The sequence below is a fragment of the Actinoplanes missouriensis 431 genome (assembly GCF_000284295.1).
GTDB lineage: Bacteria > Actinomycetota > Actinomycetes > Mycobacteriales > Micromonosporaceae > Actinoplanes > Actinoplanes missouriensis.
On sequence record NC_017093.1, the window covers coordinates 3084153 to 3104867 of the forward strand.

16 protein-coding genes are annotated in these 20715 nt (G+C 72.8%); 10 read left to right on the forward strand and 6 right to left on the reverse strand.

The window, feature by feature from the left end; all coding sequences use genetic code 11:
- Positions 1-33: 33 nt before the first annotated feature.
- A complete protein-coding gene (locus AMIS_RS14455; protein ID WP_014443051.1) occupies positions 34-1281 on the forward strand; it encodes a sensor histidine kinase in 1248 nt (415 codons plus the stop codon).
- A complete protein-coding gene (locus tag AMIS_RS14460) occupies positions 1278-1946 on the forward strand; it encodes a response regulator (protein WP_041829784.1) in 669 nt (222 codons plus the stop codon). The genes AMIS_RS14455 and AMIS_RS14460 overlap by 4 nt, the downstream gene beginning before the upstream one ends.
- A gap of 52 nt (positions 1947-1998) precedes the next feature.
- Here the strand turns inward: AMIS_RS14460 and AMIS_RS14465 are convergent, their stop codons facing one another.
- Positions 1999-2784 carry a hypothetical protein gene (locus AMIS_RS14465; RefSeq protein WP_014443053.1) on the reverse strand — a complete coding sequence of 262 codons (786 nt, stop codon included), beginning with the start codon at positions 2782-2784 and terminating at the stop codon, positions 1999-2001.
- 227 nt (positions 2785-3011) lie between these two features.
- Here AMIS_RS14465 and AMIS_RS14470 point away from each other — a divergent pair, with 227 nt between their 5' ends.
- From AMIS_RS14470 to AMIS_RS14480, 3 genes are read left to right on the forward strand one after another with little or no spacing between them, the layout of a single operon-like run.
- Complete coding sequence (locus tag AMIS_RS14470; RefSeq protein ID WP_172666591.1) at positions 3012-6029, forward strand: helix-turn-helix transcriptional regulator; 3018 nt, start codon at positions 3012-3014, stop codon at positions 6027-6029.
- A gap of 27 nt (positions 6030-6056) precedes the next feature.
- Positions 6057-8705, forward strand: coding sequence for a helix-turn-helix transcriptional regulator (locus AMIS_RS14475; RefSeq protein WP_014443055.1), 2649 nt, complete (start codon positions 6057-6059; stop codon positions 8703-8705).
- 54 nt (positions 8706-8759) lie between these two features.
- Entirely contained in the window at positions 8760-9134 is a 375-nt protein-coding gene (locus AMIS_RS14480; protein ID WP_014443056.1) for a hypothetical protein, read from the forward strand.
- A 34-nt stretch (positions 9135-9168) separates the two neighbouring features.
- Here the strand turns inward: AMIS_RS14480 and AMIS_RS14485 are convergent, their stop codons facing one another.
- The 3 genes from AMIS_RS14485 to AMIS_RS14495 are packed head-to-tail and all read right to left on the reverse strand — an operon-like array spanning position 9169 to position 11032.
- Positions 9169-9990: a nitroreductase family protein gene (locus AMIS_RS14485; protein ID WP_014443057.1), complete on the reverse strand. Its 822-nt coding sequence runs from the start codon at positions 9988-9990 to the stop codon at positions 9169-9171.
- Positions 9990-10316, reverse strand: coding sequence for a hypothetical protein (locus tag AMIS_RS14490; RefSeq protein ID WP_014443058.1), 327 nt, complete (start codon positions 10314-10316; stop codon positions 9990-9992). The genes AMIS_RS14485 and AMIS_RS14490 overlap by 1 nt, the downstream gene beginning before the upstream one ends.
- Positions 10313-11032 (reverse strand): class I SAM-dependent methyltransferase, encoded by a 720-nt coding sequence (locus AMIS_RS14495; RefSeq protein ID WP_014443059.1) that lies wholly within the window; start codon positions 11030-11032, stop codon positions 10313-10315. Before AMIS_RS14495 ends, AMIS_RS14490 begins: the two co-directional genes overlap by 4 nt.
- A gap of 184 nt (positions 11033-11216) precedes the next feature.
- On the opposite strand from AMIS_RS14495, the gene AMIS_RS14500 reads away from it, so the two are divergent.
- Genes AMIS_RS14500 through AMIS_RS14515 form a run of 4 tightly spaced genes read left to right on the forward strand, consistent with a single transcriptional unit; the run spans position 11217 to position 18128 of the window.
- Entirely contained in the window at positions 11217-12500 is a 1284-nt protein-coding gene (locus AMIS_RS14500; RefSeq protein ID WP_014443060.1) for an MFS transporter, read from the forward strand.
- A gap of 14 nt (positions 12501-12514) precedes the next feature.
- Complete coding sequence (locus AMIS_RS14505) at positions 12515-14992, forward strand: glycoside hydrolase family 78 protein (RefSeq protein WP_197538018.1); 2478 nt, start codon at positions 12515-12517, stop codon at positions 14990-14992.
- Positions 14989-17184, forward strand: coding sequence for a beta-glucosidase (locus tag AMIS_RS14510; protein ID WP_014443062.1), 2196 nt, complete (start codon positions 14989-14991; stop codon positions 17182-17184). The genes AMIS_RS14505 and AMIS_RS14510 overlap by 4 nt, the downstream gene beginning before the upstream one ends.
- Positions 17181-18128 carry an NAD-dependent epimerase/dehydratase family protein gene (locus tag AMIS_RS14515; protein WP_014443063.1) on the forward strand — a complete coding sequence of 316 codons (948 nt, stop codon included), beginning with the start codon at positions 17181-17183 and terminating at the stop codon, positions 18126-18128. Before AMIS_RS14510 ends, AMIS_RS14515 begins: the two co-directional genes overlap by 4 nt.
- A 12-nt stretch (positions 18129-18140) precedes the next feature.
- On the opposite strand, the gene AMIS_RS14520 is transcribed toward AMIS_RS14515, so the two are convergent.
- The gene (locus AMIS_RS14520; RefSeq protein WP_014443064.1) at positions 18141-19139 is read right to left on the reverse strand and encodes a LacI family DNA-binding transcriptional regulator; all 999 of its coding nucleotides are present in this window, start codon (positions 19137-19139) and stop codon (positions 18141-18143) included.
- Positions 19140-19184: 45 nt separating this feature from the next.
- On the reverse strand, positions 19185-20159 hold the full coding sequence (locus AMIS_RS14525) for a helix-turn-helix transcriptional regulator (protein WP_014443065.1): 975 nt from the start codon (positions 20157-20159) through the stop codon (positions 19185-19187).
- 90 nt (positions 20160-20249) lie between these two features.
- Between AMIS_RS14525 and AMIS_RS14530 the strand changes: the two genes are divergently transcribed.
- On the forward strand, positions 20250-20711 hold the full coding sequence (locus AMIS_RS14530) for a VOC family protein (RefSeq protein ID WP_014443066.1): 462 nt from the start codon (positions 20250-20252) through the stop codon (positions 20709-20711).
- Positions 20712-20715: the final 4 nt, after the last annotated feature.

Here is a 20715-nt window from a genome sequence, read left to right on the forward strand (position 1 = left end):
TCGGGCGCGGGGTGGCGGCCGTAGGGTCGCACTGTGCATCGGCCGACCATTGCGGACACTGCCCTCGCGGTCACCCTGCTGCTCACCTGCGTCGTGGTGAACAGCAGCGACGAGACCGCGAGTGAGCCCGGCGTGCTCTGGTGGGCCGCGGCCGTCCTGGCGACCGCGGCTGTCGCGCTGCGCCGCCGATGGCCGGTGGTGTTGCTTGCGGTCTGCTGCGCCGCCGCCGTGATTCCTCTGGCCGGCGGCATGCCGCTCACGATCATCAACCTGAGCGTGCCGATCCTGCTCTACACGGTCGCCGTCCGGCACGGCTGGGCGAGATCCTTGGCGGTGCTGGCGGCGTTGCTGGTGCTGGCCGTCGGTTCCAGCACGTTCGCGGTGCGCGAGGCTCGTCCGGCGCCGGAGCTGCAGCGGCCGCCGTTCCCCGTGCCCGAGCCCCGGCCGTTCCCGGAGGACCCCGCGCCCCGCCCCCTCCCGGACGACCCCGTGGAGCCCAGCCTGACCATCGCCTGGAACGATCTGCCCGGCCTGATCCTGATCCTCGTCGCCGCCTGGGCGATCGGTTCAGGCACGCGCAGCCGCCGGGCCTACCTCGCCGAGCTGCGCGCCCGGGCGGTCGACCGGGAGCGTGAGCGCGGTCAGCAGGCTGTCCTCGCGGTCGCCGCCGAGCGGGGCCGGATCAGCCGGGAGCTGCACGACGTCGTCGCCCACGGCCTGTCCGTCATGGTGATCCAGGCGCAGGGCGGGGCCGCCGCCCTGGACAACCGGCCGGCCGACACCCGCGCGGCCCTGGAGGCGATCATCAAGACCGGCCGGGACTCGCTCGCCGACATGCGCCGCGTGCTGTCCACGGTGGGCGAGGTCGACGACGCCTGGCACCCGCAGCCCGGCCTGGCGATGCTGCCCGCGCTGGTCGACCAGGTCCGCGAGACGACCGGCACACCGGTGGGGCTGCGGGTCGAGGGCACGGCGGTCCCGGTGCCGTCCGCGGTAGACCTTTCGGCGTACCGGATCGTGCAGGAGGCTCTGACGAACACGATGAAGCACGCCGGCGCGGGAGCGGGCGCCGACGTGGTCGTCGCCTACGCGACCGGGTCGGTGGAGATCACCGTCAGCGACGACGGGTCCGTGCCCGCCCACCACGACGGCATGGGTACGGGACTGCGCGGCATGCGGGAACGCGTGAGACTCCTGGGTGGCCGGTTCGACGCCGGCCCCGGCCCGCAGGGCGGTTTCGTGGTGCGGGCCGTCCTGCCCGTCGAGGAGCGACCGACGTGATAAGTGTGCTGCTGGCAGACGACCAGGCCCTGGTCCGCACCGGCTTCCGGATGATCCTGGAGAACGCGCCGGACATGCGGGTCGTCGGCGAGGCGTCCGACGGCGCCGAGGCAGCCCGGTCGGTCCGCGCCGCGCGCCCCGACATCGTCCTGATGGACGTCCGGATGCCCGGCGTCGACGGCGTCGAGGCCACCCGGCGCATCTGCGCGGACGACACCGAGGGCCGCACCCGGGTGCTGATCCTGACCACGTTCGACCTGGACGAATATGTGTATGCCGCGCTGCGGGCCGGCGCGAGCGGCTTCCTGCTCAAGGACACCCTCGCCCCCGACCTGCTCTCGGCGATCCGGGTGGTGACGCGCGGCGAGTCGGTGGTCGCCCCGAGCGTCACCCGCCGCCTCCTGGACCGCTATGTCACGGCGGGCGAGGGCCCGGTCGTGGCGCCGACGGCCCTGGAGTCGCTGACCGAGCGGGAGCGCGAGGTGCTCGGCCTGATCGCCCGCGGCCTGTCCAACGCCGAGATCGCCGGGCGCCTCTTCCTCTCCGAGGGCACGATCAAAACCCACGTCAGCCGGGTGCTGACCAAACTGGCCCTCCGCGACCGGGTCCAGGCCGTCGTCTTCGCCTACGAGTGCGGCCTGGTCCGCGCCGGCTCGGGTTCTTGACTTCCGGTCGCCGCGCTGGGCAGTCGTCCGAGCGCGCTGTTCGGGCCGATCGTCAGGCCTTGCCCGCGCGGGCGGATCTCATCACCGTGAGCATGTCGGTCACCCGGTCGGCCGCCGGCTTCTCGATCGGCGGGTAGGTGGCGCCGATTCCGGTCAGCTCCACATCGTCGCCCGCCCAGGTGTCCCACCGGAGCGGATAGGGCTCACCGGTCGTGGCCACGCGGGCGTTCATGCCACCGATTTCCGCTGACCCCATCGTCAGGACCGGCACACCGTCGACCTCGGACGGCGCTCCCTTGGCGACGGTTCCGGCCGGGACGTCGAAGTCCGCGACAAGCCGGTCCCTGGCGAAGATGGCGCCGAAGGTCCTCGCCGAAGCGGGTACCCGGATCCATTTGTCCCGGGAGGCCGCGATGGCCGCCTCAGGGTCGTAGCCGTCGGCGAGGGTCCTCCAATAATCCTCGCTGGGCTTGATGTACTGCACGCCGCCGGCCAGGAGAATCTCCATGGTCACGTTCTTCAAGTCGGGTTCGGAGGCAAGCCGCATCATGCCGACGAGATCGTCGCCTACCGCGGTGAACTCAGCGAACGGCCGAGCCTCGCCGTGCATCTGGTAGCCCGAGAAGCGGAACGACGGCGCATCGGCGAGCGCTTGTCGGGCCCTGTCCATGATCTGTTCCGCGGTGAGCGCCTCGATACCGTTGGGAGCCGGCGCGGCGGACGCCGGCGCCGCCGCTGTGGCCGGGCCGGCCGGATCGACCGGGTCAGCCGTCCGGCAGCCTGTGAACAGAAGACTGACGGCGGCGAGGCCGGCGACGCTTGCCCGGAATCCGGTCACTGAATCCCCCCATGATCAAGATGAAGCGGCCGCACTTTAGCAGTCGTCGATGAACCAGGGGTCGATGTCGTTGCCGGCACGAGGGTCACGACTTTGCGTTCGAATCGCGCATATGTCGCGTTCCGGTGTCGTGAGGGTGGCGGGTGTCTCAGGGCGGTCGGCTAGGTTCCGCCGTGCCGGGCCGCTTAGATCGACGCTCGGGGGAGCGTTGTGCGGGGGAGGCGGGCGTGCGAGCAGCGGTGACAGGCGTCGGCGTGGAGCCGGAGACGGGTGATGGCTGCCCGGCCGGCAGGGGTGCTGAGCAGGGGTGGATCAGGCGGGCGCTACGGGAGGCGGCCGGTGGCACTCGGGTGCTGGTCCTGCATGGGGAGCCCGGTGTGGGCAAGAGCGCGCTGATCACGGGCGCGGTCGCGGTCGCACGACACGAGGGCTTCCGAACGATGGAGACAGCGGGCACCCCGGACGCGGCGGTGTCGGCGCTGCTCGCCGCAGCCGGTCAGGCGCCGGCCGAGCTGCGGGAGCCGCTCGAACGCTGGCTGGCCCGCGAACGAGTGCCACCCGGCTCCGCGCCGCCCGGCCCAGCGGTACCCGGGTCGGCAACGCCCCAGTCGGCAATGCCCCAGTCAGCAACGCCCCAGTCGGCAACGCCCGGGTCGGTGGCGCTGCGGCTTGCTGTGCTGGCGGTGGTGGCGGCGTTGTGCCGTACCGGTCCGCTGCTGATCGCGGTGGATGACGTGCCCGAGCAGGATCCGGCGGTCGTCGGGCTGCTGGCGTTCGTGGTGCGGCGGCTGCGCGGTGAGCGTCTGCTGGTGATGTTCACCGGGCGGGGGCCGGGCGTGTTCGAGCCGGTCGCCGGGGACGCGACGGTTCACGCGGTGGCCCCGCTGAGCCCGGTTGCCGCGGCCGGGCTGCTCGACGGGCTGCCGTCGGTGCCGGTCGGTCCGGTCCGCGCGGCGATTCTGCGGTACGGCGGCGGCAACCCCCTGGGCCTGACCACGCTCGCCGGAGCAGCGGTGAACGAGGGCCGGCGACCGGACTTCCGGATCGAGGGGAGCGGCCTGCTGGCCCGTACCTTTGCTCCTGAGTTTGCCGGGCTCCCGGCGCGCACCCGCACGGTGCTGCTGTTCGCCGCCGCCGCGCAGGACGACGCGGCGGCGAGCGTGCTGCGGGCGGCCGGGGCCGGGCTCGCCGACTTCCGGCCCGCCGAGGACGCCGGGTTGGTGTCGGTCATCGCGGGCCGGTTCACGTTCCGGCATCCGCTGGCCGAGGCGGTCTGCTACTTCACCGCCCCGATGCACGAACGCGACACCGCGCATGCCCGGCTGGCGGCACTGCTGCCGCTGGACAGCCCGGCACGGGACTGGCACCTGGCCCAGCTCTCCACCGGCGCGATCACCGCGGGGGCGCTGGAGCGGGCCGCCGGCGTGGCCACGGCCGCCGGTCGCGGTCTGGAGGCAGCCGCACTGCTGCAACGCGCAGCCGACGCCGGCGCGAGCGGAGTCGTGGTGCCCCGGCGCGCGGGCGAGGCCGGCGCGAGCGGCGTCGTGGTGCCCCGACGCGCGGCTGAGGCCGGCGCGAGCGGCGTCGTGGTGCCCCGACGCACGGGCGACGCCGGGGCCGACGGTTCCGCGACGCTGCGGAGTGCGGGTGGCGCCGCTGCGCGGGAGGCGGCTCGGCTCTACGGGCGGGCCGCGGCTGAAGCCGACCGGTGCGGCGATCTGCGCTGGTCGCACGAGTTGTGGAACCGGGTCACCGACCTGACCGACGACCCGGCAGTGCTGGCGGCCGCCCTCACCGGGATCGGGAACCGGCTGATGTGGCAGCCCGCCGCCCCGACCGTCACCCTCGTCGAAGGGCTGCTCGCCGCGGGCCTCGACGACCGTCACCTGGTCCGGGCGATGCTGGCGGTGGCGGCGCGGGCCGTGTTCACCGACGGCGACCCGGCCATCGTCGCCCGCCTGCGGAATCTCGTCGCCCGTGCCACCCCGATCGCTGCCGCGCCAGATCCGGGCGGGCTGCCCGCCGAGGCTGCCGATCCGGGCGCGCCGCCCGCCGCCGGCGACACCGTCGACGTGCACCTGGCGCTGGCCCTGGCCGTCGCCGACCCGGCCGGGTGGGCCGCCCAGCACGGGCCTCTCCGCCTCTCCCCGCTGCTGCAGCCGCTGTCCGGCCCCGCCGAACGGGTCCGGCTGCTGTCGATCGCCGGGGCGGCCTGGGTGTCCGACGACATCGAGATCGCGATCGACCACTACCGCCGGGCGCTGGCGGTGGTCCGGGCCGACGGCTCGATCGGCGTGCACGGCACCGCGGTCGTGGCGACCAGCGAGGTGCTGTTCGACATGGGTCTGTTCGAGGAGGCGGCGACGCTGCTCGACGCCGCCGAGGACACGGTGGGCGGTGACCCGGCCGGCCCGGTGCGGCGGGCGATCCTGGCGCAGCGGGCATCGTCACTGATCCGCCGCGGTGACGCGGGACGGGCCCGCCCTCTGCTGGCGGCGGCGGGCGATCCGGGCGCCGCGGGCAACCGGTTCGTCAGGTACCTGCTGTTGCGGGCGTCGGCCCAGCTCGCCGCGTCGGAGGGGGACGCGCTCACGGCGTACACCAATCTGGTCGGTGTTTTTCAGCATGACCACTATCTGCTCTCGCAGCGCTCGGTGATCGAGCTGGCCGGGTTGGCGATCGATGCGGGAACCGGCGAGCAGGCGCTGGCGTTGCTGCTCGCCGCGCGGGAACGGGCCGGGCATCCGACCGCGCGGCGGCGGTGGTCCTGGGACGTGGCGATCGACCTGCTGCGGCTGCACACCGGTGACCCGTCGGCGGAATCCCGGTTGCGGGAGGCGCTGGCCGCAGCCGGGGCGCAGTGGCCCTACGAGTACGCCGTGACCGAGTTGCGTCTGGCGCAGGCGTTGAGTGCCCAGCGCCGGCGGTCCGAGGCGCGACCGTTTCTGATCTCAGCGCTCGACGTGTTCGTGCGGATCGGCGCGGCACGCGAGGCCGCGCTGGCCAGGGAGCGGCTGCGGGCCACCGGGGTTCGCGCGCAGGCCGCCGGCGCCGCTGCCTTCGAGACTCTGACCCCGCAGCACCAGCTGATCGCCAGGCTGGCCGCCGAGGGGCTGTCGAACCGCGCCATCGCGCAGCGGTTCGGTCTGTCGCCGCGGACGATCGGCTGCTATCTGTATCAGATCTACCCGAAGCTGGGCATCGCTCGCCGGGGTCAGCTGCGCGACGTGATCACGCCGTTGTAACCTTCCCGCCGTTCACAGGGAGGCGACGTGCCGCAACACGGTCTGCTCGGCCGGGTCGAGCAGCGACGACAGCTGGCGGCTGCCCTCGATCCGGCTCGGCGCGCTCCCGCGGCGGTCGCGGTGGTGGCGCCGCGCGGCCGCGGAACGACGACGCTGCTCACCGAGGCCGCCGCGCTCGGCGCGGACCGCGGGTTCCGGGTGCTGATCGCCGCCGGCCACCTCGACGAACGTGACCTGCCCGGCGCCGGCCTGCACCAGCTGCTGCGGCCGTTGCGGGGCCTGCTCGCCCGGCTGCCCGAACGGGACCGGCCCGCCGCCACCGCCGCGGTGACCCTGCAGACCGAGGATCCCGGTACGTTGCGTGACGGCGCCCGTGCGCTGCTGCTCGCCGCCGCCCCGGTCCTGGCGGTCGTCGACGATCTGCACCTCGCCGATGATCTCTCCGCCGCGGTGCTCCGTGCCCTGATGACCGAACCGCGGATGCCCGTGACGCTCCTGGCGGGCGCGCGCTCAGGGTCGTCGCTGCCGCCCGGCACGACGCTCATCAGCCTTCCCCCGCTGACCGATTCTGACGCCGCGACCCTGCTCGCCCGCCAACCCGCCGTGCCGCGGGGCCGCGCCCGCCTGGAGATCCTGCGGCGGGCCGCCGGCAACCCGCGCGCCATCGTCCAACTGGCCGCCGCGTTCCCCGGCGAGAGCGACATCCTCCGGATGGCGTCCACCAGGACCTTCACGATCAGGCAACGGTACGGGGGAAAGCTCGCCGCCCTGCCCGAGCCGGCTCTGCGGCTGGCCCGTCAGGTCAGCGCCCGCCTCGGCGACGAGGACACGGTCACGGTGCTGACCGCGGCCGGCGCCGGCCCGGGTGACGTGGCCGCCACCGTCGACTCGGGACTGCTCGAACAGCACGGCGCTGACCTGCGCTTCGCCGATCCGCTCGCGGCCATCGCCACGTACACCTCCTGTCCCGCCGCCGACCGCGCCGACCTGCACCGCCGCTTCGCCGCCGCGCTGCCACCCGGCTCTGCGTCACACGCCCTTCACCTGGCCGCCGCGGCCACCGAGCCCAGCGAGCCCCTCGCCGCGATGCTCGACCAGGTCGCTGACCAGGCCCGCAAGGCCGGCCGTCACCACGAGCAGGCCGGCGCGCTGCAACGCGCCGCGGAACTGTCACGGACCCCCGCCGACGCCGCCCGCCGCTACGCCGCCGCCCTGGCCGCCGCGAACCTGACCGGCCAGACCAGCTGGGTCCACGAGCTCTACACAGCTCTGCTCGCCCAGCAGCCCGCTGCGCCGCCGCCGTCCGCGGTGTGCTCGGCAGCGCTCGCCATCTCCCGCACCGGCAGCCAGCGCGAGGCCATGGACCTGCTTCTGGACGGGGTACGCCGCCTGCCCGCGGCCGCCGTGGACACCCTGCTGATCGTCTCGACGGCCGCGCAGATCGCCCAGATCTCCGCGCTTCCCGAGCACCGGGCCACACTGGCGGACCTGATGCGGCGGCTCGACCCGCCGGCGACCGCCGCCGGCGTGCTGGTGCGCCGGGCCATCGCGGTCACCCTCGACCCGTACCGTCCCTGGCCGGCCGCTCCCGTCCCGGAGCCGGAACCGGGGGAGGACCCGACCGGGCGGGCGCTGACACTCGCGTACCTGGCCGACGCCGCCGGTGACGCCCGTGCCGCCGTGCGGCTACGCGAGCAGGCACTCGCCGCGATGCGGGAGCGCGGCACCATCGTCAGCTTCCCGGAGATGTGGCTGCCACTGCTGATGGGGCTCGGTGACCAGGGACGCTATCCCGAGGCGCTCGCGTTGATCGCCGAGGTACGGCAGGTCTGCGCGACCTGTGACCTGCCGCTGCTGGAACTCGAGATCGATGCCGTCGGCTCGCTGATCGCCGCGTTGCGTGACGACGTCACCCGGGCCACCGCCCTCACCGAGCCGCCGTGGGCCCGGGCCTACCTGCACGAGAACCGTCGCCTGCACTACTACCTGTCGATGACGGTCGGGGTGGCGGCGTTCACCGAGGGCGACTACGCGGCCGCGTACCAGCACTATCGGCGACTGTTCGGACCGGACGGCCGCACCCTGTACCCCGACAGCGGCGGCCATGCCCTGCTCGGGCTCACCGTGATCGCGCCCCGCGCCGACCGGAGCGCCGACGCCGCGCGGGTGCTTCCCGCGTACGACGTTCCGCCCACCGTACGGATGCGGCTGCTCATCGACCACGTGCGCGCCGAGCTGATCGGCGGCGATCAGGCCGAGGAGCACTTCCGGCGGTCCCTCGACGATCCGGCCGGCGAGACCTGGGCCCTCGACCGCGCGCTGGCGAGGCTGCACTACGGCGGCTGGCTGCGCCGGCAACGCCGGCCGGTCGACGCCCGCGAGCAGCTGACCGTCGCGTTGCACGCGCTGGAGCAGTTCGGCGCCACGGCGCTGGCCGACATCGCCCGCGCCGAGTTGCAGGCCTCCGGCGGGCCGATCGACGCGCCCGAAGGCCTGAGCCGCCTCAGCCCGCAGCAGCGGACGATCGTCGAGCTGGCCGCGCGAGGCCTGCGCAACAGCGAGATCGCCGCACAGCTGCAGGTCTCGCCGCGGACGGTCGGGTCGCACCTGTCCCACGCGTACCAGAAACTCGGGGTCCGAAGTCGCCGCGAGCTGAGCGGCCTGCTGAAGGGATGACGCACCATCACCGAGCACGAATCGCCCTGGTTCTCCGTCAGTTTCGGGTACGAGATGGGCGGCCCGCCCCCGGACGCCGTGGAGGAAGCGCTCGACGCGGTCTCCGAGATCCTCAACAGCGACCGCGGGTGGCGTGATTGGTGGCAGACGAGCGGTTCGCCGGATCTGGTCGCCCTGCTGCGCTATGGCGCCGTGGGCGACGCCACGGGCGAGGCGTGGGTCCGTGACGGCACCGTCGAGGTCGAGCTGGTGCTGAACGGCTCGACCATCAAGCGCCTGACGACCACCGGGCTGCATGAGGAGGCGCGCAGCGCTGTCGGGCGGATCGTCGCTGTGGCGCAGCAGAACATGAGAATGCGCCCGCATCCCGCGTTGCCGACCATCGCGGCGATCGAGCAGGAGATCCGCGAGATCTACGACGACGAGTAGCCGGCTCCGAGGGGGGTCACCGCACGCGATCGGCTTACGACCCCGGGGCGGTTCTGTGCCCGTACCCCTGATCCCAGCCTTTCTGCGGGGTGGCGCAGGTGCCTCGGAAAACGTATTGGGAGGGCAGTTTGCGCTGCTCGCTCGTCCAGTCGATGGGCGGCCGGCGCTGTTCCTGGGGCAGGTATCCGAGGCGGTAGACGGCCATCAACTCCAGGTCGTCGGGGACCTCCAGCAGGCGCACGATCTCGTCCCAGCGTCCGGGGACCTCCATCGGGAAGGAGACGAACTGGATGCCCATGCCGAGTTCGACGGTGGTGAGCCAGAGGTTCTCCATGGCCGCGCCCATGCTGAACACGGAGTAGAAGGACGACAATTCGCCGGGCCGGTATTCGGAGCGGTCGAGCATGACGCCGAGCAGCAGCGGGGAACCGGCCACCAGTTTGCGGTTCTCCTCGCCGAGGCTCTGCGGGACGCGCATGGCGTTCATCAGCTTCTGACCCCGGGCGGTGAACACCTGACTGGTGAACGGGCGCAGCGGCGCGGGCAGCCGGTCGAAGAGCATGCCGTCGCGGCGGCGTTCCATCTCCTCCTTGCTGAACCGGAAATAGGGCTTGTAGCGCTCGAAGAACGTGCCGTTGGACATCGCCTCGGTCATGCTCTCGCCGCTGATCCGCGCGATCGCCTCGATGGTCGGGCGTTCCTCGACGATCACGAATCGCCACGGTTGGCTGTTGAGCTGCGACGGCGCGCGGCCGGCGACCTCCATGAGGAGTCGCTGGTGCTCCTCGGAGACCGGGTCGGGCAGGAACGCGCCGTTGGTGGTCCGGCGGCGGCGCACCACATCGAGAAACTCCATCAGCGATTCCTCCAAGCAAGAACAAGGGCGATGGCGTACGCCGGTGCGGCCGACCCGGCGACGGAAGCGTGCCGGCGGATCCGGCCGCCGGCGTAGGGCAGGGCGGCGAGCGGGACGGTCACGGGCAGCAGCGCGAGGCAGGCCGGCCGGCGTTCGGCGGCGCTCGCCACGAGCGCCGCGGTGGTCAGGGAGGAGGTCACCACGTACAGGGCATGGTGAACCCAGCGCAAGCGGCGGTTGTCGACTGCGCCCACCGCGACGGCGGCGCCGAAGGCGGCGTTGCACAGATAACTCACGGTGGCGGCGGTGGTCAGGGTCCGGGTCATCGGCGGGGGCTTTCGTGGGTGAGCAGGAGACGCTGCGGGACCATCGTCCGGACCTGCCAGCCGGGCGGGACCACCGCCTGCAACTCGGACCGCCGGTAGCTGCGGCGGATGGAGAGCAGGCCGTCCTGGTGGATGAAGGACCGCCGGGCGAACGGCAGGGTGACGGCGGCGTAGAAGCCGTAGCCGGCGCGGCCCCGCGACAGGTCGTTGTGGACGACCAACTGCCGGGACAGCGCCCGGCTGTCGGCCAGCAGGGCGGCGAGCGCGTCCGGGTCCAGGTGGTGCAGCAGGTGGTTGGAGATCACCAGGTCGTAGCGGTCGCCGCGGGCCACCAGGTCCGCGCTGGACGCCTGCTCGAAGCGGACCCCGGCCGCCGGGCGCCGGTGGACGTGCCGCAGCGCGCGCTCGTCGGGGTCGATGGCGGTGATCCGCAGCGCGAGCCCGTCGCGGGCGGCCCACGCGGTGAGGGCGCGGGAGATGTCCCCGCCGCCGAAGCCGATGTCCAGCAGCGTGGCGGGGCGGTCCGGGTCCAGGCGCGGGCGGATCCACTGCCGGTAGACGCGCCGCCAGCCCGAGACGAGCCGGTTCACGGTGCTGAACTGCCGATAGGTGCGTTCCAGCCGGTCGAGGTCGCAGCCGGGGTCGTCCATGAACTCCTGGGACGTGGTGTCGCGCCGGGTGAGGCTCGGGCGGCGGGCGGTGCCGGTGCTGCTCAAGGTCGTTGGCCCTCCGGTCGGGATGTGGACGGTCAACAGGTCGCGACGGACGGCATACCCGAATTGATCAGCGTGCTAACGCTCGCTGGTCGCAAGACCTTGCGCGCGCTAGTAGTCGGTGTTTAACATCCTCGAAACTAGTGCGCGCTAGTGACCTCTTCTTCCCGTCTGCGACGGAGGCCCCATGACGCTCACCGCCGGCGATCAGCCGCCGCTACCCGCACCCGGCCCGGCCGGACAGAAAGTGAGCAACACCTACATCTCGCTGATCGTCGCCGCTCAGTTCGGCGTCTTCGTCGCCTTCATCACGCCGCTCGCCATCTCGCTGGCGATCCGGGTCGGCGAGCTCGCCCCGGGCCGTGAGGAATACCTGGGCTACATCACCGGCAGCGGGGCTCTGGCCGTCATGGTCACCGCCCCGTTCCTCGGGGTTCTCAGCGACCGGACGCGTACCCGGCTCGGCCGGCGCCGGCCCTGGATGATCGGCGGCACCGTCCTCGGGCTGATCTCGCTGGTGGTGATGGCGCTCGCGCCCAGCGTCCTGGTGCTCGGCTTCGGGTGGATCCTCGCCCAGCTCGGCTGGGGCCAGGTGCTGGGCAATCTGCTGAACTCGACAGCGGACCGGCTGCCCGAGGAGCAGCGTGGCAAGGTCGCCGGGCTCGGCGGTTTCGCCCAGCAGATCGGCCCGGTTTTCGGTGTGGTCCTGGCCGGTGGGCTGGCCGGTCAGAACCTGCTCCTCTTCCTGGTCCCCGGCCTGATCGGCGCGGTGCTGGTGGCGATCTTCGTGATCGTCGTGGGGGAGCGCGACAGCCGCGGCCTGGAGCTCGGTGACCGCCTCACCCTCAAAACCCTCGGCGCCAAATTCCTGTACGACCCGCGCGTCCACCCGGACTACTCGTGGAACTGGCTCGGCCGGTTCCTGTTCTACTTCGGCCTCGCCCTGAACACCACGTTCACCGCCTTCTTCTTCGCCGCCCGTCTCGGCGTCACGGTCGAGGAGGTGGCCGGGTTGATCGCGGCCCTCGGCGGCGCCGGCGTGCTGGCGACCGCGGCCGGGGCGATCGGCGGCGGCTTCCTGTCCGACCGGTTGCATCGGCGGCGGCCGTTCGTCCTCGCCTCCGGTGTCGTCTTCGGCCTCGGCGCGGTGCTGATGGCCGTCGCCCCCAGCACGCCGCTGCTCTTCGCCGGCTCGCTGATCTGTTCGCTGGGCATCGGCGGGTTCGCCGCCGTCGACCAGGCGCTGCTGCTCGACGTGTTGCCGGAACGGGACACCGACGCCGGGCGGTTCCTGGCCATCACCGGGTTCGCCACCTCCATCCCGCAGGCCGCCGGTCCGTTCGTCGCCCCGATCTTCCTGGCGATCGGCACGGGCGACGGCGAGAAGAACTACACCCTGCTGTACGTGGTCGCCGCCGTCTGCACCGTTCTCGGTGGCCTGGTGGTCCTGCGCATCAAGTCCGTCAAATGAGGAAAGGCTCCACCGTGTCGTTCATCAGCGCCGCCACCCCGGCGGACGCGGGAGACCCCGCTGTCTACTTCCGCAGGGAGTTCGCGGTGGCCCGCGGGCTGCGCCGCGCCACCCTGCACGTCACCGCGCTCGGCATCGTCGAGCCGTACCTCAACGGGGTCCGCGTCGGCGACGACGTGCTCAGCCCCGGCTGGACCTCCTACCGGCACCACCTCGACGTCCGCGCCCACGACGTCACCGACCTGGTCGCCACCGGCGGCAACGCGCTCGGTGCGATCGTCGGCGAGGGGTGGGCGGTCGGCCGGCTGGGCTGGGAGAACAAGCGCGCCCACTACAGCGACCGGCCCGCCCTGTACCTGCGGCTCGAACTCGACTACGGCGACCGGTGCGAGACGATCGGCACGGACCCGGCTTTCCGGGTCGGTTCCGGCGCGGTGCGGGCCAACAGCCTGTACGACGGCGAGACGTACGACGCCCGGCTCGACCCGGCCGGCTGGAACCGGTACGGGTTCGACGACAGCGACTGGACGCCCGCGCACCCGTTCGCCTGGAACCTCGACGCCCTCCGCGAGCCGATCGCGCCGCCGATCGCCCGGATCGAGGAACTGGCCCCGGTGGAGATCCGCACCAGCGCCTCCGGCGCGGCGATCGTCGACTTCGGGCAGAACATCTCCGGCTGGGTGCGGATCACGGTCAGCGGCGCCGCCGGCGACACCGTCGTGATCCGGCACGCCGAGATGCTCACCCCGGCCGGGGAACTGGAGACCGAGACCAACCGGACGGCGCGGGCCACCGACACCTACATCCTGCGCGGCGACGGCGAACCGGAGACGTGGGAGCCGCGGTTCACCTTCCACGGTTTCCGGTACGCCGAGATCACCGGCTGGCCCGGCGAGCCCGCCGCCGACGCGATCCGCGCCGTGGTGGTGCACAGCGCGATGACCCGTACCGGCTGGTTCGACTGCTCGCACGAGCTGGTCACCAAGCTGCACGCCAACACCGTGTGGTCGATGCGTGACAACTTCGTCGGCGTGCCCACCGACTGCCCGCAACGCGACGAACGACTCGGCTGGACCGGCGACCTCAACGCGTTCGCCCCCACCGCCGCCTACCTCTACGACGTCCGCGGCGTGCTCGGGTCCTGGCTCGCCGACCTCGCCGCCGAGCAGACCGCCACCGGCAACGTGCCGTGGGTGGTGCCGGACGTGCTGCCGAACCCGTCCCCGCCGACCGCGCTGTGGAGCGACGCCGCGGTCAGCGTGCCGTGGCTTCTCTACCAGGAGTACGGCGACGAGCGGATCCTCGCGGCGAGCTACGACTCGATGGCCGCGTTCATCCGCCAGGTGGAGGCGCTGCTCGACGACCACGGCCTGTGGAGCACCGGCTTCCAGTACGGCGACTGGCTCGACCCGGACGCTCCCGCCGACAACCCGGCCGGCGGCAAGACCGATCGGCATCTGGTCGCCGCGGCGTACCTGTGCCGGACCACCCGCGAGATGGCGCAGGCCGCCGCCGTGCTCGGGCGGGACGCCGACGCGGCGCACTTCTCCGCGCTGGCCGACCGGGTCCGTGCCGCGTTCCGCCGGGAGTACGTCACCGATGCGGGCCGGATCGTCAACGAGTCCGCCACCGCGTACGCCCTCGCCGTCACGTTCGGGATCCTCGACGACGACCAGCTGGCGAAGGCGGGGAATCGGCTGGCCGAACTGGTCGCGCAGAGCGGATACCGGATCTCCACCGGGTTCGCCGGCACCCCGCTGCTCACCGACGCGCTGTCGGCCACCGGGCATCTCGACGAGGCGTACCTGGTGCTCACCGAGACCGCGTGCCCGTCGTTCCTCTACCCGGTCACCCGGGGAGCCACCACGATCTGGGAGCGGTGGGACGCGGTCCTGCCCGACGGGACCCTCAACGCCACCGGCATGACGTCGCTCAACCACTACGCGCTCGGCGCCGTCGCCGACTGGCTGCACCGGGTGGTCGGCGGACTGCAGCGCACCGCGCCCGGCTGGCAGCGGATCCGGATCGCCCCGCAGCCCGGCGGCGGCATCACCCACGCCTCGGCGGCGCACGACACCGTTCGCGGGCGGGTCGCGGTCTCCTGGCGGATCGACGGCGGCGAGATGGCCGTCGAGGTGACCGTCCCCGCCGGGGCCGAGGCGACGGTGGTGCTGCCACTTCACCCGGCTGCTGCCGTCGAGCAGGCCGGCCCCGGCGACCACGCCTGGCGCTACCCGCTGCCGGAGGGCCACGGCGCCCGCCCGGAATACACCATGGACACGCCGCTGAAGACCCTCGCCGGCGACCCGGTGGTCTGGCCGGCCGTCACCGCGGTCTTCGCCAAGCACCTGCCCGGCATCCCGATCGACGGCAACGCCCCCGAGGCGGCCGCCATGTCGCTGGCCGTCGTCCTGCAGTACATCCCCGGCGTGATGACCGGGCTCGAGGACGACCTGCGCGCCACGCTCACCCCGGAAGGATCCACCCGATGATCGACGTCACCGCGCTCACCCTGGAGCAGAAGGCCTCTTTGCTGTCCGGCCGCGACTTCTGGTCGACCACGCCGATCGAGGACGCCGGGATCCCCGGGATCGTGCTGACCGACGGTCCGCACGGCGTGCGCCGCCAGGCCGGCGCCGCCGACCATCTCGGGCTGCACCGGGCCGAGCCCGCCACCTGCTTCCCGCCGGCCGTCGCGGTGGGTTCCTCCTGGGATCCCGGCGTCGCGGCCCGCGTCGGGCAGGCGATCGGCCGTGAGGCCCGGGCGCTGGGTGTCGCGGTGCTGCTCGGGCCGGGCGTCAACATCAAACGGTCGCCGCTGTGCGGCCGCAACTTCGAGTACTACTCCGAGGACCCGTACCTGTCCGGGGTCCTGGGGGTCGCGCAGGTGCGCGCCCAGCAGGCCGAGGGCGTGGGCGCGTCGGTCAAGCACTTCGCGGCCAACAACCAGGAGACCGACCGGATGCGCGTCAGCGCCGACGTGGACGAGCGGACACTGCGCGAGATCTACCTGCCCGCGTTCGAGAAGGTGGTGACCGAAGCGCAGCCGGCCACCGTGATGGCGTCCTACAACAAGATCAACGGGGTGTACGCGTCCCAGAACCGATGGCTGCTCACCGACCTGCTGCGCGACGAGTGGCGTTTCACCGGGGCCGTCGTCTCGGACTGGGGTGCGGTCAGCGACCGGGTCGCCGCGCTGGTCGCCGGCCTGGACCTGGAGATGCCCGGCACCGACGGCGGCACCGACGCGCAGATCGTCGAGGCGGTCCGCTCGGGCGTCCTCGAGGAGGCGGTGCTCGACGACGCCGTACGCCGGATCCTCGCTCTGATCGAGCAGCACCCGGCGGCCGGCGCCGCGTTCGATCCGGACGCCCATCACGCCCTGGCCCGCGACCTCGCCGCCGAATGCGCCGTGCTCCTGAGGAACGAGAACGAGGTGCTGCCACTGGATGCGGCGGCAAGCGTGGCGGTCATCGGCACGTTCGCCGCCGAGCCCCGCTACCAGGGCAGCGGCAGCTCCCGGATCACGCCGACCCGGGTCGACACGCCCCTCGGCGCGATCGCCGCGGTTGCCCGCACGGTGCGGCACGTGCCCGGATTCGCTGTCGAGGACGCCGTCGCGGCGGCCGCCGCCACCGATGTCGCCGTCATCTTCGCCGGGCTGCCGGACAGCGCGGAATCGGAGGGCTTCGACCGGGAGCATCTGGAGCTGCCCGCCGAGCAGGTCGACGTGATCCGCGCGGTCGCCGCCGCGGCCCGCCGCACCGTCGTGGTCCTCGCCAACGGCGGCGTCGTCAGCCTGGAGGGCTGGCACGATCAGGTCGACGCCGTTCTGGAGGGTTTCCTGCTCGGCCAGGCCGGCGGCGGCGCGATCGCCGACCTGCTCTACGGCGCCGCCAACCCGTCCGGGCACCTCGCCGAGACCATCCCGGTACGCCTGCAGGACACCCCGGCCTTCCACAACTTCCCCGGCGAGCAGGGTCACGTCCGCTACGGCGAAGGCGTCATGGTCGGCTACCGGCATCACACGACCGCGCAGGCGCCGGTGCGGTACCCGTTCGGCCACGGCCTGTCGTACACCACGTTCGAGACCCGTGACCTGTCCGTCGACGTCACCGGCGATGACACCGCCACGGTGAGCGTCACCGTCGCCAACACGGGCGTCCGGGCCGGCCGGCACGTGGTCCAGGTCTACGTCGCCACCGGCGCGGGCCCGGTCCGCCGGCCGGTCCGGGAGCTGCGCGCCTTCACCAAGATCCGCCTGGAACCGGGGGAGCAGCGCACGGTGGAGCTCGCCCTGGACCGTCGCTCCTTCGCCTACTGGGACATCGAGTACGGCCGGTGGGTGGTCGCGCCGGGCGAGTACCACGTCCAGGTCGGGGAGAACGCCGCGAGCGTCGTCGCGGAGCAGAGCATCACGCTGACCGGCGATGTGATCGTCCCGGACCTGTCGATGGACTCCACGGTCAAGGAGTGGTTCGAGCACCCCGTCGCCGGGCCCGCTCTCCTGCAGGGGATCGCCGCCGGGATGACTCCCGGCCAGCAGGCCCAGGCCGAGCAGCAGCAGGATCAGCTGCGGATGGTGGAGTCGATGCCGATGCGCCAGTTCGCCGGCTTCCTCGGCGGCGCCATGCCTCAGGCTGCCCTCGACCAGCTCATCGAAGCCACCCGGGCGGCCCGATGAAGCGGGTGCTCCTGACCGGCGCGACAGGCAACTGGGGACGCCGCATCCTGGCCGAGTTCGCCGCCCGCGCCGACCGGTTCCGGGTGGTCGCGCTGGTGCTGCCCGGCGACCGCGCGGCCGCCGCCGAACTCGCCGGGATGCCCAACCTGGAGGTCGTTCACGGCGACCTCACCGACTATCCGACAGTGGAGAGGTGCGTGCGCGGCGCCGACTATGTGCTGCACGTCGGCGCGGTCGTGTCCCCGTACGCCGACGACCACCCCGAGCTGGCGCACCAGGTCAACGTCGGGAGCGCGCGCAACATCATCGACGCCGTGCGGGCGCAGCCCGACCCGGGCGCCACCGCGGTGGTCATGGTCGGCTCGGTCGCCGAGACCGGTGACCGCAATCCGCCGGTGCACTGGGGCCGCGTCGGCGACCCGCTGCGCGTCTCGCATTTCGACGAGTACGGCCAGACGAAGATCATCGCCGAACGGCTGCTCGTCGACTCCGGTCTGCCGAGGTGGGCGTGGGTACGCCAGACCGGCATCTTCCACCCCGGCATGCTGCGGATCCGTGACGCGATCATGACCCACTCGCCGTTCGCCGGCGTGATGGAGTGGGTGTCGGCCGAGGACGCCGCCCGGCTGATGGCCGGCATCTGCGAGGAGGGCGTCCCCGACGAGTTCTGGGGCGGCGTCTACAACATCGGCGGAGGGGAGGGCTGGCAGCTGACGAACTGGCAGCTGCAGACCGCCATCAGCGCCGCGCTCGGCGTGAAGGACGTCCGCACCTGGTACGACCGCAACTGGTTCGCCACCCGCAACTTCCACGGCCAGTGGTACACCGACTCGGACCGCCTGGATGATCTGGTGCCGTTCCGCCGCGACACCTTCGCGCAGGCCCTGGAGCGTGCGGTGACTGCCGTGAACCGTCACCTGGCGCAGGTGGTCCACCCGGCATGACGACCGCCCGCGTCAGCCGGCCGGCGCCTCGGTCGACTCGCGGGCGACAAGCGTGACCTCGACGTCCGCGCCCTCGGTGGGGCGCGGACGCCCGTCCGCCAGGTGCAGCGCCTCGAGCGCGACGTAGCGGCCGAGCCCGGCGGTGTTCATCCGGACGCTGGTCAGCGACGGCACGAACAGCGCGGCCATCGGGCTGTCGTCGTGGCCGGCGACGGCGAGGTCACCGGGCACGGACAGCCCGGCCCGGATCGCGGCGGCGGCCACCGTCGCGGCGATGTCGTCGTTGTAGGCCACGACCGCGGTGATGCCGGCGTCGCGCCACTCGCGGACCGCCTGCGCCGCGGTGCCGTCCCGATGATCGACGGCACGGGCCGGGATGTCGGCGATCCCGAGCCGCCGGGCGGCCTGCCGGGCGGTGGTGAGCCGGTCGTGGTTGAGCGCCGCCAGCCGGAGGTCGGCGACGCCGGCGAACGCGAGCCGGCGGTGCCCGGCGTCGTGCAGGTGCCGCACCTGCAGGGCCGTTCCCGCGGTGACGCCGAGCGGCTCGGGGGATCCGTCCGGATCGGGGAAGATCTTGGTGATGCCGCTGGCCCGCAGCGAGGCCACGGTCTCCTCGTCGAACGCGGTGAAACCGACGACCACATCCGGGTCGAGCGACTCCCAGAGCGGACGGCTGCGGTCACCGAGATGCCGGGTGTAGGCCACGAGCGAGAACCCGGCCTCGTCGAGGACGTGGGCCGCCTCGTCGAGGTACCGCCGCATGTTGTGCTGCAGCGGCCAGTCCGGCAGGACGAACAGCACGATCCGGCTGCGCCCGCGGGCCAGCGTCTGTGCCGCGCGGTGCGGACGGTAGCCGAGCCGGGCCGCCTCGGCCAGGACCCGGGCCTTCGTGCCCTCGGAGATCGTCTGACCGGGAGTGTTGTTCAGCACGAACCCCACGGTCGCGCGCGACACCCCGGCCGCCTGGGCGATGTCGGCAGCGGTGACCCGGCGCCGCACGGTCTCGCTCATCGACTCTTGTCTCCCTTCCGCCGGCCTCACTATAGCTTGCGCGTGCTAGTTGCCACCGGTGCCCTGCGCGGCCATCCGGTTGAAGCGGCGGGCCAGGCGTACGAAGGCCGCGCTGAGCTCCTCGGGCCCGACCACCTCGATGTCGGCGTCGTAGCGGGCGATCGTCGCGGCAAGGCTCGGCCACGACCAGGACCCGAGCGTGAGCCGGCAGCGACCGGGGGAGATCTGCTCGACGACGCCGTCCCGGGTGTACCGGGCCACGGTGGACGCCGGCAGGTCGAGGATCACCGTCCCCTGACAGGGCCAGCTTCCCGCGACGTCGGTGGCACCCCGGAAAACCCCGATCAGGTACGCGGCCACGTCGCCCCCCGGCACCGTACGCCTGATGAATCGTGGCCCGTTGGGGGTGCGCAGACTCATCCGGTCGACGCGGAAGGTCCGCCAGCCGGCGCGGTCGAGATCCCAGGCGACGAGGTACCACCGTCCTCCCCTGGTGGCGACGTGGTGCGGTTCGGCACGTCGGGTGTCACCGGTGCCGTAGTCGAAGCGCAGGATCTCGCGGGCACGCACGGCCGCGCTGACGGCCAGCAGCACGTCGCCGTCGACGGGATCGGCGGGCCGGGCGCCGGGACGCTCGACGGCGGTGACGTCGAGGGCCTCGACCCGGTGCCGGAGCCGGGAGGGCAGCACCTGGCGCAGCGTGGTCAGCGCCCTCCCGGCGGCCTCGGCGAGACCGCTGTCCGGCGTGGACGCGGCGATCTGCAGGGCGACCGTGAGCGCGACGGCCTGCTCGTCGTCGAAGAGCAGCGGCGGCAGTTCGGTCCCGGCGCCGAGCCGGTAACCGCCCTCCGGACCTTTGACCGCGTCGATGGGATAGCCGAGCTCACGCAGCCGATCGACGTCGCGCCGCACGGTCCGCAGGCTGACGCCGAGGCGGTCGGCGAGCACGGCGCCGGACCAGTCCCGGCGGGTCTGCAGCAGCGACAGCAGCGCCAGGAGCCGCGCGGAGGTTTTCGGCATGAACCCGATTCTGCCTGGAGTAGGTGCCACATGCTGTCACCTACCGCTGCGAGTCTGGCTCCGTTGTCAACCGTCATCAAGGAGCACACCATGGCCATCATGACCACCACCCACCTGAACTTCCGGGGCGACGCCCGGGCGGCGCTGGAGTTCTACCAGTCGGTGTTCGGCGGTCACCTCACCGTCGTCGCCTACGGTGACTTCGGCATGCCGAAGGACCTGCCCGGCGCGGACAGGGTCGTCTTCGGCCAGGTCACGGCCGACAACGGATTCCGGATCATGGCGTACGACGTGCCCGATCAGGCTCCCGCCGCGCCCGAGGCGGCCGCCACCACCCGCGAGCACGGCATGACGCTGACCGGCGAACGGTTCTTCGTCTCGGTCCGCGGCGAGACGGCCGAGGAGATCGGCGTGCTCTGGGACCGGCTCGCCGACGGCGCCGAGATCATCGAGAAGTACGGCCCGTCGGCGTGGGCGCCCGGCTTCGGGATGCTCACCGACCGGTTCGGCGTGACCTGGATCCTGGACGTCGCCGTGGCGTACGCCGGCTGACACC

Excerpts from the sequence above, each read along its gene's own strand:
- AMIS_RS14480 (WP_014443056.1), top strand. The coding sequence starts at position 8,760 with ATGGGCGGCCCGCCCCCGGACGCCGTGGAGGAAGCGCTCGACGCGGTC.
- AMIS_RS14485 (WP_014443057.1), bottom strand. The coding sequence starts at position 9,990 with ATGGAGTTTCTCGATGTGGTGCGCCGCCGCCGGACCACCAACGGCGCG.
- AMIS_RS14490 (WP_014443058.1), bottom strand. The coding sequence starts at position 10,316 with ATGACCCGGACCCTGACCACCGCCGCCACCGTGAGTTATCTGTGCAAC.
- AMIS_RS14500 (WP_014443060.1), top strand. The coding sequence starts at position 11,217 with ATGACGCTCACCGCCGGCGATCAGCCGCCGCTACCCGCACCCGGCCCG.
- AMIS_RS14510 (WP_014443062.1), top strand. The coding sequence starts at position 14,989 with ATGATCGACGTCACCGCGCTCACCCTGGAGCAGAAGGCCTCTTTGCTG.
- AMIS_RS14515 (WP_014443063.1), top strand. The coding sequence starts at position 17,181 with ATGAAGCGGGTGCTCCTGACCGGCGCGACAGGCAACTGGGGACGCCGC.
- AMIS_RS14520 (WP_014443064.1), bottom strand. The coding sequence starts at position 19,139 with ATGAGCGAGACCGTGCGGCGCCGGGTCACCGCTGCCGACATCGCCCAG.
- AMIS_RS14525 (WP_014443065.1), bottom strand. The coding sequence starts at position 20,159 with ATGCCGAAAACCTCCGCGCGGCTCCTGGCGCTGCTGTCGCTGCTGCAG.
- AMIS_RS14530 (WP_014443066.1), top strand. The coding sequence starts at position 20,250 with ATGGCCATCATGACCACCACCCACCTGAACTTCCGGGGCGACGCCCGG.